Genomic DNA, 16,051 nt, shown 5'->3' on the forward strand with positions numbered 1-16,051 from the left:
ATTATGAAACCGATCCGAGTTGCCATCGTCGGATGTGGTCGCATTTCAGACTTACATGAGATTGGCTATCACGGCCGTCAGGATGCCATCATTGCAGCTGTCTGCGACACCAACAAATCGCGCGCTCAACACCAAGCCCGGTCATGGGGTGTGGAGAAGGTGTATACCGATTACCAACAGGTGCTCGATGATCAAGAAATCGACGTGGTAGAGTTGCTCACTCCACATCACCTGCATTGTTCTATGACGGTTCAGGCTGCGCAGGCAGGCAAGCACATCTCAGTGCAGAAGCCCATGGCGCTTTCTGCTGCTGAGGCAGATGAAATGATCTTCTCGGCTAACAAGGCAGGTGTATTGCTCAGGGTTTATGAGACGATGGTCTATTATTCGCCAGTGGTGAAAGCCAGGGAAATGATCGACGCTGGCGAGATCGGCTCGGTGCGCGCCGTGCGTATGCATATTAACACCGGCTCGGGCACTTCATGGGAAGTGCCCCTGTCGGCTTGGGCATGGCGTTTCAACGAGAAGTTATGCGGTGGCGGACCGTTGGTCTTTGACCATGGACACCACCTGTTTTCAGCGGGCTATTATTTAGGTGGACCTGTGGAAAGGGTATATGCCTGGATTGAGCACACACCTGTCAGGGAGGCTGCAGGTTTGGTTAATATTGATGCCCCGGCGATGATCATGTTTCAATATAAAGCTCCTCACTGCTTTGGTCAGCTCGACATCGAATATACCCCGAAGATGCACATTGACTCGCTGTATTATTGTGATGATGATCGCATCGAGGTCATTGGCGAGAAGGGCATCATTTTCATCAATCGCTACACTGCAAAAACCGTCGACCTTCCTCCGTTGATGGTCTTCAAGGATGGAAAAACAACATCCATCCCCGTGGATGGCGAAGAATGGCATGATAGCTTTACTGCGACAACGATCGATTTCATCGAAAAATTGAAGACGGGTGGTCAGCCACGGCTGGATGGCCCGACGGGTAAGGCGGTTTTGCAATTCTCTCTGGCTGCACTGCAATCAGCCGCTACAGGGCGTGAAGTTCGTCCTGATGATGTGAAATAAGGAGATATGATGACGATGAATTATTCATTGATTCCTGTTCCCTTTTCTCTTGTCTTGATCATCTTGTACATGATCGCCCGCAATCGCAATAATCTGAAAATGATAAAGGTGACCCAGCCAGCGCTGACCTTCCTGGCGATTATCATCGCTGTGTTGAGTTACCTCAGCCCAAATGTCAACCCGGGTTATACCACCTGGATTCTGGTTGGCCTGGGCCTGTGTTTGTTGGGGGATATTTTCAATATCGATATGAGCAATGATCGGATTCTTTTTGCAGCAATGGTTGTATTTTTCATTGCCTACCTGGAATATGCAATCGCTTTCACGCTTTTTAGTGGTTTTCAGTCTCAGGACATCATTGTTGGCGTTGTGGCGCTGTTGATTTACCTGTTCCTGGCGCGGTTATATTGGAAAGGGCTGGGTGATTTTCGCGCGCCGGTGCTGATCTTTTTGCTGGTAGTGATATTTATGGTGACGCGGGCGATATCGACGCTGTTTGGCGGAAGTTTTTCCCAGGTCTCTGCATGGATGGTTGCGATCGGCGCTACCCTGGTTGCAATGGGTGACATTGAATACGGGATTCGGCGATTTTACAAGCCGATGAACTTCCAACTTGGCCCACTTTACTACGCAGGCGGACAGGTATTAATCGCATTGAGCTGTACATATTTTTTTATGAGCTAATGGTAGAAAATATTTATTAAACACCTCTGTAAACAAGAGGTGTTTTTTTATTCCTGTAGGAAAGAGAAAAGCGGGCGATGGGACTCGAACCCACGAATGGTAGCTTGGGAAGCTACTGCCTTACCACTTGGCGACGCCCGCATGCGAACCGATATTATTCTACCGCGATCTCAGACTTTTGCCAATGAATTTGATTACAAAACCCAAAAATGGTGGCTTGTTAACTTCGCCTTTGCCTTATAATTAAACCAACATTTAATTATAAAAAACATTGGTTGATACGACTACAATTGGAACAGAAATTCTCAATCACATGGCTTGAGAACATTCATTGAGAGGATGATAAGTTTGCCAATTCCAAACATCAATGTCAGCATTGGAAAAATCGTGCTTAATAACCCTTTGGTTTTGGCATCAGGAGTGATGGGCACGAGCCCGACTTTGCTTGAGCGGATTGCGCTGGCAGGTGCTGGCGCCGTTACCGCCAAAAGCTGTGGTCCGGAGCCACGCGTCGGGCATCCTAATCCTGTTATGGCTGAATGGGAACATGGTTTGATCAATGCCATTGGATTAACCAACCCCGGAGTCGAAGAGGAAGTTCATTTAATAAAAGAAGCGCATGAAAAATTGTCCCCATTGAAAACTCCCTTAATCGCCAGCATTTTTGCCGGAACGGTAGAAGCATTTGGGCAGGTAGCAAGAGCAATTTCTGTGGTTGAGCCTGATATGATTGAGGTGAATATTTCCTGTCCCAACGTACAGGATGACTTTGGCCTGCCCTTCGCTGCTGATTGGCGTAGCGCTGCCGATGTGACACGGTCTGTAAAGCAAGCTGTCGGTGATATTCCGATCACGGTCAAATTGGCGCCAAATGTGCCTGATATCGGTAGGATCGCCCGAGCAGTGGTTGAAGCCGGTGCAAACGCAATTACTGCGATCAATACCATGCCGGGCATGTTAATCAACGCTGATGCCTCCCGGCCTGTCCTGTTCAATTGCAGCGGAGGGATTTCGGGTCCCGCCCTGAAACCGATTGCGCTGCATTGCATTGCTGAGATTGCTCAAGCTGTAGAGGTCCCCATCATCGGGACAGGGGGAGTGCTTACCGGGCGGGATGCCATCGAGATGATGATGGCAGGGGCAACGGCTGTTGGCGTCGGGTCTGCGTTATGGTATCGAGGACCGGATGCTTTTGAATTAATCAAAGCCGAAATGATTGCGTTTTTAGAACAACACAAGTATCGATCGGTTGGCGAAATTATCGGAAAGGCGCACAAAGCATGAGAGGCGGATTTGAAATCAGGCAGGTTCAAAAACTCTTTTGGGTTAATCAAACAACCTGCTGGTTATCGCTTGAAGGATCCATCGATGCCCAACCTGGTCAATTTGTGATGATTTGGTTACCTGGAATTGGAGAAAAACCCTTCAGTATTGCCTCGATAGACCCGTTTTGTTTGCTGGTTGTTGGCGTGGGTCCTTTCAGTCGTGCGCTTCTAAAATTATCCGTTGGTGATTTCATCTGGGTCAAAGGTCCCTTGGGACATGGATTTTCTGTAGATGGTCAACGCTTGCTTCTTGTCGGCGGAGGGTACGGCTCTGCTCCGTTAATACCTTTAGCAAAGGCTGCCAAGGCACAGAATTTGCAGGTGCTTGTTTGCCTAGGAGCTCAAAATTCTGACAGTATTTTATTGCCGGAGGCATTTGAGAATTTAGGTTTTCAGGTATCGGTTACGACAGACGACGGCTCCCGTGGGCAAAAAGGCCTGGTGACATCGATCGTTGAGCAAGCACTTCAAGAATCTGACTTTGACACGCTTTTTGCCTGCGGTCCTGTCGGGATGCTAACTGCTCTAGCAAAGATATGTTGTGAGCATCAACTGGATTACCAATTCTCGTGGGAAGCCCACATGCGATGTGGATTGGGTTTGTGCGGTAGTTGTGAAGTGCCGCAAACCTTTGATCCTTCTTTGCCTGTCGGCTGGTTGGCTTGTTATGATGGACCGGTGTTTTGCAAACGCTGGTGAGCAATTAAGGTGCAAAAAAGAAATCTCGATTTGGTTAATCATCATGGAAGGATTTTTTAACTCCACTTCGGGATGATGCAAGAGTTAGCCATCCCAAGTAAAATTGAGTTACCTGGTCGATTTGAGCTTGCCTTTCAATTGATTATTTTTCACTCATAATCTCAATTAACTGACCGTGTACAATGAAGAAATCAGAAAAATTGACAAAAGCTGACCAAAAAAAACACAATCCCAATGCTCCTTTCCGGAATATTTTTTCGATTTTTCGATCATTACGCTGGCGCATGACGCTGAGTTACACCATCGTTACGATAAGCGCTTTGTTGGTTGTTGAATTAATCGTTATGATTATCTTGATGTCTTATTTTGTTTTAAGTATCGATTTAACTCCTGAAACCCTGGTCGCAAATTTAAGAGAAGAATGGACGCCGATGATGCAGCACTTCTTTTCGTCAGAGCCTCCGGATGTGGATGGGGCCAGAAAATATCTTGAAGATGTTCAAGGGACAGTAATACGTACTCGCCCGTTGTTGGTTTTTGGTAGCCTTCAATTGGAAATGAGAGTAAAGGATTTTCTGCATTTTTACTATTTGTTGAATGATCGTACGCTTGTTTATGCAATACCATCCGGGATCGTGTCTGAGGAAGATCTGGGTAAAAAGATACCTTATGACTACCTTCCCGGTTTGGACCGCCCATTAAGAGCCGCACTCCAGGGCGAGGAGGATCAAAACCTGTTGTATGAGATTGTGGAACCCGGGCATCGCATCATTGGTGCAATCCCTGTGTTCAGGTTTGAGCCAACAGACGTGGGCTATGTTACTGTACCCGTAGAATCATTGCTTGATATTGAACGCAACCTGGTGGGTATCGTTGTGTTTACCACCAAACATTTTCCATGGCAATTTCTTCCCCTGGGACAGCTTATCCTTTATATTGGGCGATCGTTATTGATTATCACCTTATTTGCTGGCTTGATCGGGTCTGTATTTGGATTATGGACCGCTAAGGGGCTAACACGTCGGTTGACCCATGTTTCACAAGCTGCACACGACTGGGCTCGTGGTGATTTTTCAGTTTCGATCAGGGACACCAGCAAAGATGAAATTGGAAAGCTAACCTCAGATTTGAACTTGATGGCGAAACAGTTAGAAAACCTGATGGATCGTCGGCAGGAGTTGACAATCCTCGAAGAACGCAATCGCCTGGCGCGAGATCTACATGACAGTGTTAAACAACAAGCCTTTGCTGCCTCTGCTCAATTAGCGGCAGCCAGAGTTCACATGAACGCACACCCCGAAAAAGCATATGAACAACTAAAGGAAGCCGAGCTGCTGATTGAAAAGGTTCGCCAAGAACTGACTGATTTAATCCTAGAGCTGCGCCCAGTAGAGATCAAGGGCAAGGGTTTGGTTGTGGCAGCGGAAAATTTTATTAGCGATTGGCGTAGAAGGAATGAAATTTCAATTGAATTTGATGTCTGGGGAGAGGAGCATATCTTGCCCTTGGATGCTCAAAAAAGCATTTTCAGGATCCTTCAAGAAGCATTAGCCAATGTTTTGTGGCATAGCCAGGCAAAACTAGTCAGGGTAAGCTTTGATTTCCGCTCGTATATACTGGTTGTGATCATCGAGGATGATGGTAAAGGGTTTGTTGTTGAACAAAGGCGTGGAGAAGGCATGGGGCTTGATTTTATGAAAGAACGTGCAGCTCTGATCGGTGGTGAGCTAATCATAAGTAGTTTCCCAGGCAGGGGAACGAGTATAGTTTTGAGATATCCATACCCGGTAGCGGAGATTTGAGATGTACACTCGCAAGATCACGATATTGATTGTTGATGATCATGAGGTTGTTCGCAAAGGTTTGCGGGCATATTTGGATGCGCAACCAGAGTTTATTGTGGTTGGCGAAGCATCATCGGGTGATGAAGCAGTCCAAATGGCAACCGAACTGCTCCCTGACGTGGTGTTAATGGATCTGGTTATGAGCGGCATGGGTGGGGTTCAAGCCACCCGAAAAGTAAAAGATATCACACCACGCACTCAAATCGTTGTTTTGACCTCATATCACCAGGATGAGTTTATTTTCCCAGCCTTACAGGCTGGGGCAATTTCTTACGTTCTTAAAGACGTTTCTATGGAAAACCTGGTGGATGTTATCAAAAAAGCTGCTGTTGGAGAAGCAACACTGCACCCACGTGTGGCGGAACGAGTGATTCTCGAAATAAATGATGCCAAACGCGCGGCTTTTTACCCTTTTTCAGATTTAACTACTCGAGAGATGGAGGTTTTGCGACTGATTGGCAGGGGGCTTTCAAACAATGAAATTGCTGAAGCTTTATTTATTAGCGAGAACACGGTCAAGGGTCATGTTAGCAATATACTCAGTAAATTGCATTTAGCCGACCGAACTCAAGCAGCCGTGTTTGCCTGGGAGCAGGGCCTCGTGCATAGGGACGGATAATGGCTCAGTTTTTTGAGGATAAACACAGGTAGCTGGAAGAACGAACTTGAAGAAGGACATTGGGAGAAACAAGAAGGAAAGTTGAGGGATTGCGCGTAGATTAAGATTTACTGTCGTCAAAATAGAGATGGTATGATCAGGGTGGTTTTTAAATGGACAGGAGGAAATCTTCATGCAAGTACATGGATAATTCATGTCTGTGATGTGAGATGGAAAGGAATACTGGATCAATGGATTTGAAAATCGGTTATATCGGTTTGGGGATCATGGGGAAATCAATGGCACGAAATATTTTAAAGGCAGGCTTTTCACTGGTGATTCACAATCGAAGCCGCCAAAGCGTCAAAGAACTGGTCAGTGAGGGAGCGTTTGAGGCTAATTCTCCGGCTGAAGTGGCTGAACAGGTGGATGTTATCTTCACGAATCTGCCGGATTCACCGGATGTTGAAATGGTCGCCTTGGGGGACCAAGGGATAATTGCGGGAGCCCACGACGGATTGATCTACATCGACAATTCCACCATTAAACCAGCCACAGCCCGTATGGTCGGCCAGCACCTGGCTGAAAAAGGTGTGATTATGCTTGATGCTCCGGTTAGCGGTGGCGACATCGGAGCCAGAGAAGGCACGCTGACCATCATGGTCGGCGGTCCGGTGGACGCTTTCCACAAAGTCAAGCCTGTGCTGGAAGCAATTGGGAAGACCATTACCCATGTGGGCGGGCTTGGAGATGGTCAAATTGCCAAAGCTGCAAACCAAATCATGGTAGCAGCCCAGATGGTCGCTATGGGGGAATTATTGATTTTTGCCCAACAAGCCGGCGCAGATCCGCGAAAGGTGATTGAGGCAATCCGGGGAGGTGCAGCGGGCTGTTGGACGCTGGATAATAAACCACCCAGGCTTTTTGCAGGTAATCGCCAACCGGGGTTTAAAGCCTACATGCAGGCGAAGGATTTAGGGATTGTGATGGACACTGCCCGGGAATTTGGCGTATCGATGCCAACCACAGCAGTGAACACGCAGCTATTTAATGCCATGCTTCAAATGGGTATGCGTGAGCTGGACAATTCAGCTGTAATTGGGGTGATAGAAAAACTATCGGGTACTGAATTATCTGTTTAGTCCATGAATTGAAATGTCAATTACCGCCGATGAAACTATTTGGCTCACAGCGGTTTTTATTTTTTCAGGTAGTATTTTTTTCTTGTAGCAATGCGCTGCTTGCGATCATCTTCGGATTGTAATCGAGTTATGCATTTTGGAATGCGGCTATTGGTTAGATTGGGAGAGAAATAAGGATCTTCATTTATAAGATAAGGCTCAAGCCGTTCGTACCCTATTCGTGCATCTTCCAAAGGAGTTTCATAACCCCGCGTACTGCCCTCATAGTGGTATAATCGGGCAAAGGGAGAATAGACATTCAGATAACCTTTCTCAAAGACTTTTAAGCAAAAGTCGATATCTCCGAAGGCTAGCCGATAGGCTTCGTTGTAACCATTTACCTGATTGAACACCTCTCGTCGAACCATCTGACAGGCGCCGGTTAACGCAAGGAAATTACGGTACCAGTTGGTTGAACCCATTAAACCATGATAGTTTTCGGGGGCATTTAAATAGATATGCCCGGCAAAACCTGTCAATCCAATGATGATCCCAGCGTGTTGTATGGTTCGATTTTTGCGTAAGAGCTTTGCCCCTACGACCCCAATCTCAGGTTTGATTGCCCATTGGACAAGCTCTTCGAGCCAGATTTTATCCATGATCGCCATATCGTCATTCATCAGTAAAACTAGGTCAGAATTGGATTCATTCACACCCAGGTTGATTGCCTCGGAATAGTTGAAAGGTTTAGGATAGGGGAGGATTGAAACGCGAGATTCCTGGGCTATGTGCCGGTAAAAATCAAGCGTTGCCGGGTCATCGCTTCCATTATCGACGATGTAGATCGTGTGTTGTCCTTCATAAGGGGTGGCTAATAGTCCGGGAATCAGGTGATGCAGAAACCGGTAATTATTTTTCGAAAGGACAACGGTTGCTAAACTGGGCGATCCGCTCTTCCAGGAAAAGCGAACACCTGCATTCACCTTTGATGCTGCGATATTTGTGTGACCCTGTCGACGCAGAAAGTCTATGAGGACCTTTTGTATTTCGGGGTCATCAGAAGTTGGAAGGTGTTTTTGGCTTATTAATACCTCGGGGATATGGCGAAGAATTTTATGATTTTCGCATAGTCTTAGAGTTAGATCATATTCCTGGGCGACGAGCTTCGCGGTGTGATCGATTTTTGGCCACAATTTCTCCAGGGTTTGCAGGCGGATAAAACCTCGTGATAGATAATTGACGGATAGTAATAAAGCGGGTGATTGTCCTTTTGGTTTGAAGAAAGGCTTGATTTGGTCTATTTTCGTTTCTAAATACTCACAATCACAATAGGTGAGATCTGCGGGCGTTTCAGAGCCCAGCGAATGATAAAAATGGGTCAAAAAAGCACGGTCAAACTCATCTCCTGCCTGGCAGAAGACGACATATTCAGCGGTAATTTTGCCGGGTTCAACCCGTTCCGTGATGGGTGCAAGTTTAATCCGGTCATCGTTGAAACGCTTGCTATCCGGGTGATCTAACTGGTTTGTCAAGAACACAATAGCGTTCCAGTTGTTACTTTCTTGGGTTTGCAGCGAGATTATTGTCTTCTGGATCTCTTCTGGAGAAGACCGATCACAAGAAATTAAAAATGTAACCTTTGGAAGGGCAGACGAGGATTCCAGTTGTGGAAGATGTGTCTTTTTTTGCTTTGATCGATATTTACTATAAGACTGCTTTGTCAGAAAATCCTGCCAATAAAAGAATAGGCGTGTGGCAGCGATTTTGTGGTACAAAGTGCGTAAAGCTAATTCTAATGGTGAATTAGGAGAGAGGAATTTTGATCGCAATCTAAAAAAAAGATGTGACATCTTTGTGAATAAGCTAAATAACAAAATTATATGAACCAGTCAGCAAAAACAGAATGGTAGTACCAAATAAATCTGATGGGTCCACCATAGAAGAATAATGCGATTATAGCCAGTAATGTTGTGACGCGAACCAGTTTGTTGGAGACATTTTCGATTATGTATGCCCAAATGACATAAGCAATGGTTATTACAGGGAAAATATATCGACCCTGCAAGGCAACTGATGTATGAAAACCATATACCAATTCTGAGTTGTAATTCATCCGAACCAGGACCAGAGCATAGAAAATGATGATGCTAAAAAGACTAATCAAAAGGAAATTCGGTTTTCGGATATAGCGCATTCCCAATCCAATTGACCAAAATATCAACATGAGAAAATATGAAACACTGATGGGGAAATAAATTTTGTGCCCCATGATTCCAAAGATACGATCTAACATTGCTCTGATCCAATAATCAAAAACATAGCGAATTGGTTCCGGGTCTCCCTGGCGAAATGCGGCAAAAACTGAGAGTTTTTCTGGCAAAGCCATTTCCTGATGGCGGATTGCATAGGTACTGACAGCACAAATTTCTTCTGAGTAAATATCAGAACATGAAGGAAGTAGTGACCCATAGCGAATGATATTGATGCCATAAATACTGAAATTAAATCCTAAAAGGATAATCAACATGAATAATAGAACCCAACTGGTCCTGTTATTTAATTGAGATATTGAAAATTCAGGTTTATTTTTGATAATATAAACAATCCATATCACAACCATGATCAGGGCTAAGGGCAAGACAGAAAACTTTACCAGGCATGCCGCAGATATAAGCACCATCCATGCCAGGCTGTTTTTGGTAAACGCTTCATGTTTTTTAAGTGCCTTAATATAAAACAAAAGACTGGCAGAACACAACAAAATCGTGGGATTGTCATAATTGACACCGGCAGACAAAAAAACAAACATCAGCGTATTCGTTAACATAAAAACTGGCAGCAGTCGAAGCCACTTGCTGGAAATGATTTCCTTTGCAATCAAATAAGTAATGATGACCGTTCCCCAAGAAAAAATGGCATTAACCAGCCTTAAAAACACCAAACTTTGCCATTCTGTTGTTGTTGGAACCGCTAAAAGGAACAGAACCAGCATTCTTCCGTAGATCCAATAACCTAAAAAAGGAGTCCGCTGTAGACTTTCACCTGCAGTTTGCGCAATTGCTCCATTATCCGGAATGCCCCAGGTGCTGCTAAAATGCTTTGAAACTGCGAATCGATAAGTTTCGTCTGGAATAATTCCCGTTTGAAGATTGAGCGATAAAAAGAGGGTGTAACTTGCAAACACGAGCAATAACACAAGGAACACCAAAAATGGACCACAGTGGATTAAACTGGATTTCAACTGGTCAACAAATTTTTTATTTGCCATCATCATCCTTACTGGTAGAAGCGCAAATTCTTCAGCTAATCATTTTTAATAAATGCAGGTAAGGTCAATAAAAACTCGATTGATTGGCCTGAAAATTTATCCGTAATGAAAACTCAACGTTCTACAGATAAATATTGCTTTAATAATTCCATCTCCATATTATGCTTCGTTTGCAATGATTGATAAACATTGTAATTTTGTTCCACCATTTCTTTCAGGTTATTCTGATGAGGTATTTTTAAATTCACAAAATCTGTTAGCGATAGGTACCTCATCCCCATTGAAGAAAAATCCCCGATACGAACATTAATCAAAATAGGGAGGACACCGAACGCCAGGTATTCGATCAATTTGGTCGGGCATGCCACTTGATTGACTACATGGTCGTCTCGAAGCAAAAAGCCGAAATGGCAATCCTTGTATATCTCAATTATTTCAGCGTGAGTTTTCCTGGAAATCTCAATATTGGTGTGGTCTACTCCTTTTGCATATAGTAATGAACGCATTTCCTCTGGTTGGGTGGTAAAGAGTCGAAATTGATAAGCGTCGACGGTATTGCTGATAGCAGCTATCATTTCAGGAATTTTTTGCCAAACCTGAATTCCGCCAGCATAGACGACGACTGGCTTATCGATAATTGGTGGCTTGCTGGGGATGGTGGAAGAAAGCTTTGGAACAATTGGGATAGTGAAATAATTAGACGAAAAAGAAACATGATATTTCTTTGAAAAATGTTCTACCATTGCCTCGGTAACAAATATATAACGATCGGCTCTGTCGATAGCAATCTTCTCCATTTTTTCTAATTGCCTTGAGGTTTTTAGGTCATTCATCATCGACTGTTCTTCTGGAACCGCGCCGTGAAAATCGACGAGCTTGAGAACATGAGGCAATCTCAACAGAAAAAGGAGATGTTTTAATGGATAAATACTATGGACATATAATTTTTTTGCCAATAATATGCAAATAATTGCAGTGAGACGTGCCACCCAATTATGGCGTATTGACAACGAAAGGATGCCAGGTTGAGGGCAGTCCAGCCAACCCGTTTTGTCGGGAAGGTCCTTTCGATCTATGTAAATTTGATAAAAACTTGATAGCTGTTGACCGATGGATGCAACCCGCTGATAGTATCCATCCCCCAGCCGCGATGGATACGGGTATCCACCAAGGAAAACGATGCAGGGTTGACCTTGCATCTGTTTGAAAAAATTAACCACAATCAGTAAAGGGTTTTCAGCCATAATTTTGTCAACAAATTCTGGTCATTGAATCTAACAGAAACAAGAATGGTGTTAGTTTGTATTCCAAGTTAGAATAATTATGAGGGCCTGTTTTGATGAATGATCCATTTTGTTCGCCATTTTCTTTCAAATTTATATTTATTAATATGAAAAATCACAATTCGCTTTAACAAGCTGAGTTTATTAAATGATGCCCCATGAAAGTGATGAATGAACACATCTTCTGCGCAATAAAGGAAAAGGCCTTCCTGCAAAATGACCATTGCTAGATCGTCATCTTCGAACATTCCAATCTTATATCGCTCATCCAGGCCCCCAATTCTGTCGAAAAGCTCTTTTGAAATGATGCAACAATACAATGCCAGGTTCCTGATCTTAAAATATTGACCTGAAAAATGCTCAGCCCGATAATTCGCAAATTGATTTACTGCTTCTATGGTTGGTTCACTATAGTCAACAGCGATTTTTGCTTCGTTGCCAATCGCATTGGTCACCGGCCCGACCATGCCCGCATCGGGAATATTCTGTAAATGAGATAATAACCTTCCGAGCCACCCTTCTGACACGATTGTGTCATTATTTAGAAACACAAGATAATCGCCTTTTGCCTGCTTCGCACCAAGATTGTTTGCTTTTGCAAAGCCATAATTCTTCGGGTTAAAAATCACCGATAGGTTGTCATGTGCAGCGGTTAGTTGACCAAGAGAATTCCTAGTTTCCTGGTCTGAGGCATTATCGACAATGATAATTTCGAATTCTGGGAAACGCGTGTTTTGATAAATGCTTTTTATGCAAGTTTCCGTATAATGCCAATTGTTGTGCGAAAGGACGATAATTGATATCATCGGTGTTCTCATCGGGTCAACTTGTTGAATGTTCAGGAGACAAAGATCACTATTGTTTGTCGATTAACTTTGATCGGAACCATAAATCATCAACAAGATGTCTTCATCCATAAGCCTGATAGATTACATTTTAACATCATCTCGTGCTTTGATCGAGCCTCCAAATCTAAATTGATTTTGGTCACTGGTTTTGCCATGGCTTTTCTGCCCTGCTGTGATCCGCAATAACATTCGTTAGCCATGGTATTGAGAGGTTAGGGTTATGAGCTGGATCATTTAAAAATAATTCACTCCAACGGTCGAGCATATATTGCCGTTCTTTTTTATATTGCGATTGACGTTTTACAGACGCGGCAAATCCAAGACTGGCTGATTCATGATGGTAAAGCTCTGCATAGGGAGTAAAGAGATTGCGGTACCCCTTGGTTAACAGTCTCAAGCAAAGATCAATGTCATTATACGAAATCGCCAGTTGCTCATCAAAGCCTCCGACGTCCAGGAATTTACTTTTTTCAACTGCCAGGCAGGCTCCGGTTAACGCTGAATAGTTTTGAACAAAGTATGCACGCCTGTCTTGCTGTAACTCGCTGATGGTGAAATTTTTGAAAGCATGATCGGCGATTCCTCCGGCACCAGAGCCCAGAATCACACCGGCGTGTTGCACTATGTGATCATTGTACCAGAGCAAAGCGCCAACTGCGCCGATTTCTGGGCGTAAGGCCTGACTAACTAATTCTTCAAGCCAATAAGGATTGATAACCTCCGTATCATTATTCAAAAATAGGATCACATTGCCCTGAGCCTGCGTTACACCAAAATTGTTAATCGCAGAGTAATTGAAATGATCGTTGTAATCTAATACTTTGATTTTTGAATGGCTCCCTATGCCTTGAAGGTAAACGAGAGTTTCAGGATCATCTGATTGATTGTTCACAACCAGGACTTCAAAATTCGAATAGTGTGTTTTGGAAATAATACTATCGATACAGTTCCTCAACAGGTGCAGTCGATTTTTTGTTGGGATAATAATGCTCACCAACGGTGGATCATCAGGAAGGGGGTATTGCAAACGGATGAATTGGTCTAATTCATACGAAATGGTGATGTTATTCCCGCTCAGCTTGAATATTGAAGAAAAAAACGCAAATTTTTCAGCCAGGCTTAATTGAGAACCAAAGATGATTGGTTTTTCACCGATGAAAAGGTGACTTAATATAAAAGGAATATGACTAATACGATGTTTCTTATTTTGTGTCTCAATCAGGAATGGTATTGTCCATCCAGGCGCATCACCAATTTGTTTGACATCGTTTTCGAAGGATGCAAATGTGCTTGATTTATAAACCGTTAGATGCGCCAGGTAATTGTTTGTTGAGAGAAGGTCGGGATTCCAGGCCGGTTTGAAAAAGGGATCATGTCGATTTTCCTTTTCATCGATTAAATCTTCATCACCATAGATGACATCCGCTTGTTCAATTTTGTTGATCTCATTTGCAACCAGGTAGAGCGTATGAACACGCAAGATGGTTCCTTGATCAATTAAACACACATATTCTCCTGATGAATGATTAAACAAGGTGAAAAGGTTTTCAGCCAGTGATCTGTCGGACCCGGTGTTGATGAGCTTTATTTGCTGGTTGTTTTGGCTATGCTTTTGAACAAGGGATGAAACGAGTAGTTCATCCTGAGGGCTGGCATGTATTAATAGTTCCCAATTTGAATAAAGTTGGGCATGAATCGACGTTAAACATTTTTCTAACCAGTGTTTCGTTGGGTCTTGCAGTGATAGAAGAATTGAAATTAAAGGTTGATGTGAAAATGCCTTAATATGGCGTTTAATGTTTTCTTCATCTGAGTGAGACAGAATGTCATTTTGTTCAATCCAGACGTTATACGCAAATTGAACGCTTTGGGAACTTTGGTTAGGACGCCGACCTTCAGCTTTGCCGGCGATGATATAGTGTAATAACGGGTTGAAACCGGCTCGTTGTACGTCTTTATTCGTGCGTAAATAAAATGAAGTGTCAAAATCCTCCGAGGGATTTTTGCCCTCACGCCAACCTGTGCGCAAGAAATGCCACAACAAATCTTTACAGCCGTAATCAATTTCAGGATAGCTGCTACGATAATAATCTCTATCGAATAGACCACTACGCAATATTATCCAGTAGTGGTAGATATCTTTTACAAACAAATGACCTCAATTGTTTTTACAAAAATTATCATTATGAGAGAGTATTTTTATTTTTAATTGTCCTTGAAAAATTGCAGACACATCCCATAAATAATTTTTGTCGGTTGAATATCAATAAATGCAAGCGAAAATAATCCGCTTGAATTGATAGCTCAATTTAAAGAAAATTTGTTTCTTGTGTGTAATCAATTTTCTCAACATTTCGAGATTTAGCCACTTTATTTTCAAGAATATTCGCCGGATAATAAAAGGCTCGATGTAATTGAGCATCTATTTTGCCAGCAAAATGATACCCGCGATAGGTTCCCCAATATTGCATTAATCGAAACTGAAAGATTGAACCGAACTGTTTTACAAAAACTTTTTCTCGTCGCGCCTGGTTAAGATCGTAAAGCGTATTTCCCAACCATTTGCGCAGAAAAAGTCCGAAGGTAAATGTGCTGTTGGGTAAAATTTGCTTTAATGCAATTGCTTCTCGTTTGTAACGATTAAAAACCTGTGGCATGGTCTCGTTATGCTGATGGATTACTTCTGCCTCAGCAACATAAGCGATTTCATAACCTGAATCCATTGCCCAGCTGCTCCAAGCCAGGTCTTCAAGCCCGGTCAGGTTTTCGTCATATGGATGAGCTTCCCATAATTTCCGTCTTATTGCGGCATTGGCGTTATGCGAATAAGGGTGCGCTTGCTGCAGAACGGAATTGTCCGGGAAATATTTGCGAAAGAATTGATGTTCGGAGTAATGGTTGCTTTCGCCGCCGCGTTGTTTTCCATAACTCAACGCGACCTCCTTGACATTAAAGGGTTGAGTGAGCAAATCCAACCAATCGGGAAAAACGGGGTAACAGTGAGCGCTGATCAGCACGACCAGCTCTCCGGAAGACGCTGCAACGCCCATATTTAGCGACCTGCCAAAAGTAAAATCTTCAGGTTTGATGTGGACGATCTTAACCGGGAATTGACTGGCAATCTCGAGAGTTCGATCGGTTGACCCGGAATCGACCAGGATAACTTCGGGTTCAGGATAATCTTGTTTGGAAATGCCGTAGAGTAAACGGCCTATATGCTGCTCTTCGTTGAATGCTCGAATAACGATGGAGATTTTCAATGTTGATAACCTTTACTTCAGTCTCGGAGAATGTCTGGTTG

The 16,051-nt window shown here is 43.5% G+C and carries 13 protein-coding genes and 1 tRNA gene; 7 read left to right on the forward strand and 7 right to left on the reverse strand.

Annotated features, from left to right (window positions below):
- Nucleotides 1–3: 3 nt before the first annotated feature.
- Nucleotides 4–1,080 carry a Gfo/Idh/MocA family protein gene (locus CFX1CAM_RS05610; protein WP_087862077.1) on the forward strand — a complete coding sequence of 359 codons (1,077 nt, stop codon included), beginning with the start codon at nt 4–6 and terminating at the stop codon, nt 1,078–1,080.
- A 9-nt stretch (nt 1,081–1,089) separates the two neighbouring features.
- A complete protein-coding gene (locus CFX1CAM_RS05615; RefSeq protein ID WP_157891742.1) occupies nt 1,090–1,764 on the forward strand; it encodes a lysoplasmalogenase family protein in 675 nt (224 codons plus the stop codon).
- Nucleotides 1,765–1,833: 69 nt separating this feature from the next.
- On the opposite strand, the gene CFX1CAM_RS05620 is transcribed toward CFX1CAM_RS05615, so the two are convergent.
- Nucleotides 1,834–1,905 (reverse strand) — tRNA-Gly (locus CFX1CAM_RS05620).
- Between the two features lie 207 nt (nt 1,906–2,112).
- Between CFX1CAM_RS05620 and CFX1CAM_RS05625 the strand changes: the two genes are divergently transcribed.
- From CFX1CAM_RS05625 to CFX1CAM_RS05645, 5 genes are all read left to right on the forward strand, one after another.
- Nucleotides 2,113–3,048 (forward strand): dihydroorotate dehydrogenase, encoded by a 936-nt coding sequence (locus CFX1CAM_RS05625; RefSeq protein WP_157891743.1) that lies wholly within the window; start codon nt 2,113–2,115, stop codon nt 3,046–3,048.
- Nucleotides 3,045–3,788 (forward strand): iron-sulfur cluster-binding protein, encoded by a 744-nt coding sequence (locus CFX1CAM_RS05630; RefSeq protein WP_087862080.1) that lies wholly within the window; start codon nt 3,045–3,047, stop codon nt 3,786–3,788. Before CFX1CAM_RS05625 ends, CFX1CAM_RS05630 begins: the two co-directional genes overlap by 4 nt.
- Before the next feature lie 284 nt (nt 3,789–4,072).
- On the forward strand, nt 4,073–5,590 hold the full coding sequence (locus CFX1CAM_RS05635; protein WP_162287659.1) for a sensor histidine kinase: 1,518 nt from the start codon (nt 4,073–4,075) through the stop codon (nt 5,588–5,590).
- Between the two features lies 1 nt (nt 5,591).
- Nucleotides 5,592–6,251, forward strand: coding sequence for a response regulator (locus CFX1CAM_RS05640; RefSeq protein WP_087862082.1), 660 nt, complete (start codon nt 5,592–5,594; stop codon nt 6,249–6,251).
- A gap of 230 nt (nt 6,252–6,481) precedes the next feature.
- Complete coding sequence (locus CFX1CAM_RS05645; RefSeq protein ID WP_087862083.1) at nt 6,482–7,372, forward strand: NAD(P)-dependent oxidoreductase; 891 nt, start codon at nt 6,482–6,484, stop codon at nt 7,370–7,372.
- A 56-nt stretch (nt 7,373–7,428) separates the two neighbouring features.
- On the opposite strand, the gene CFX1CAM_RS05650 is transcribed toward CFX1CAM_RS05645, so the two are convergent.
- The 6 genes from CFX1CAM_RS05650 to CFX1CAM_RS05675 form a co-directional block, all read right to left on the reverse strand.
- The gene (locus CFX1CAM_RS05650) at nt 7,429–8,883 is read right to left on the reverse strand and encodes a glycosyltransferase (protein WP_157891744.1); all 1,455 of its coding nucleotides are present in this window, start codon (nt 8,881–8,883) and stop codon (nt 7,429–7,431) included.
- Nucleotides 8,884–9,227: 344 nt separating this feature from the next.
- Nucleotides 9,228–10,619, reverse strand: a complete 1,392-nt coding sequence (locus tag CFX1CAM_RS05655; protein ID WP_157891745.1) for a phospholipid carrier-dependent glycosyltransferase — start codon at nt 10,617–10,619, stop codon at nt 9,228–9,230.
- Nucleotides 10,620–10,732: 113 nt separating this feature from the next.
- Nucleotides 10,733–11,863 carry a glycosyltransferase family protein gene (locus CFX1CAM_RS05660; protein ID WP_087862086.1) on the reverse strand — a complete coding sequence of 377 codons (1,131 nt, stop codon included), beginning with the start codon at nt 11,861–11,863 and terminating at the stop codon, nt 10,733–10,735.
- Nucleotides 11,864–11,940: 77 nt separating this feature from the next.
- Nucleotides 11,941–12,708, reverse strand: coding sequence for a glycosyltransferase family 2 protein (locus CFX1CAM_RS05665; protein WP_157891746.1), 768 nt, complete (start codon nt 12,706–12,708; stop codon nt 11,941–11,943).
- Between the two features lie 181 nt (nt 12,709–12,889).
- Nucleotides 12,890–14,902, reverse strand: a complete 2,013-nt coding sequence (locus CFX1CAM_RS05670; RefSeq protein WP_087862088.1) for a glycosyltransferase family 2 protein — start codon at nt 14,900–14,902, stop codon at nt 12,890–12,892.
- Nucleotides 14,903–15,059: 157 nt separating this feature from the next.
- Nucleotides 15,060–16,010 carry a glycosyltransferase family 2 protein gene (locus tag CFX1CAM_RS05675; protein WP_087862089.1) on the reverse strand — a complete coding sequence of 317 codons (951 nt, stop codon included), beginning with the start codon at nt 16,008–16,010 and terminating at the stop codon, nt 15,060–15,062.
- Nucleotides 16,011–16,051 lie beyond the last annotated feature (41 nt).

The organism is Brevefilum fermentans (assembly GCF_900184705.1).
Classification (GTDB): domain Bacteria; phylum Chloroflexota; class Anaerolineae; order Anaerolineales; family Anaerolineaceae; genus Brevifilum; species Brevifilum fermentans.

Excerpts from the sequence above, each read along its gene's own strand:
- CFX1CAM_RS05635 (WP_162287659.1), top strand. The coding sequence starts at position 4,073 with ATGACGCTGAGTTACACCATCGTTACGATAAGCGCTTTGTTGGTTGTT.
- CFX1CAM_RS05610 (WP_087862077.1), top strand. The coding sequence starts at position 4 with ATGAAACCGATCCGAGTTGCCATCGTCGGATGTGGTCGCATTTCAGAC.
- CFX1CAM_RS05615 (WP_157891742.1), top strand. The coding sequence starts at position 1,090 with ATGACGATGAATTATTCATTGATTCCTGTTCCCTTTTCTCTTGTCTTG.
- CFX1CAM_RS05655 (WP_157891745.1), bottom strand. The coding sequence starts at position 10,619 with ATGGCAAATAAAAAATTTGTTGACCAGTTGAAATCCAGTTTAATCCAC.
- CFX1CAM_RS05665 (WP_157891746.1), bottom strand. The coding sequence starts at position 12,708 with ATGATATCAATTATCGTCCTTTCGCACAACAATTGGCATTATACGGAA.
- CFX1CAM_RS05640 (WP_087862082.1), top strand. The coding sequence starts at position 5,592 with ATGTACACTCGCAAGATCACGATATTGATTGTTGATGATCATGAGGTT.
- CFX1CAM_RS05660 (WP_087862086.1), bottom strand. The coding sequence starts at position 11,863 with ATGGCTGAAAACCCTTTACTGATTGTGGTTAATTTTTTCAAACAGATG.
- CFX1CAM_RS05630 (WP_087862080.1), top strand. The coding sequence starts at position 3,045 with ATGAGAGGCGGATTTGAAATCAGGCAGGTTCAAAAACTCTTTTGGGTT.
- CFX1CAM_RS05645 (WP_087862083.1), top strand. The coding sequence starts at position 6,482 with ATGGATTTGAAAATCGGTTATATCGGTTTGGGGATCATGGGGAAATCA.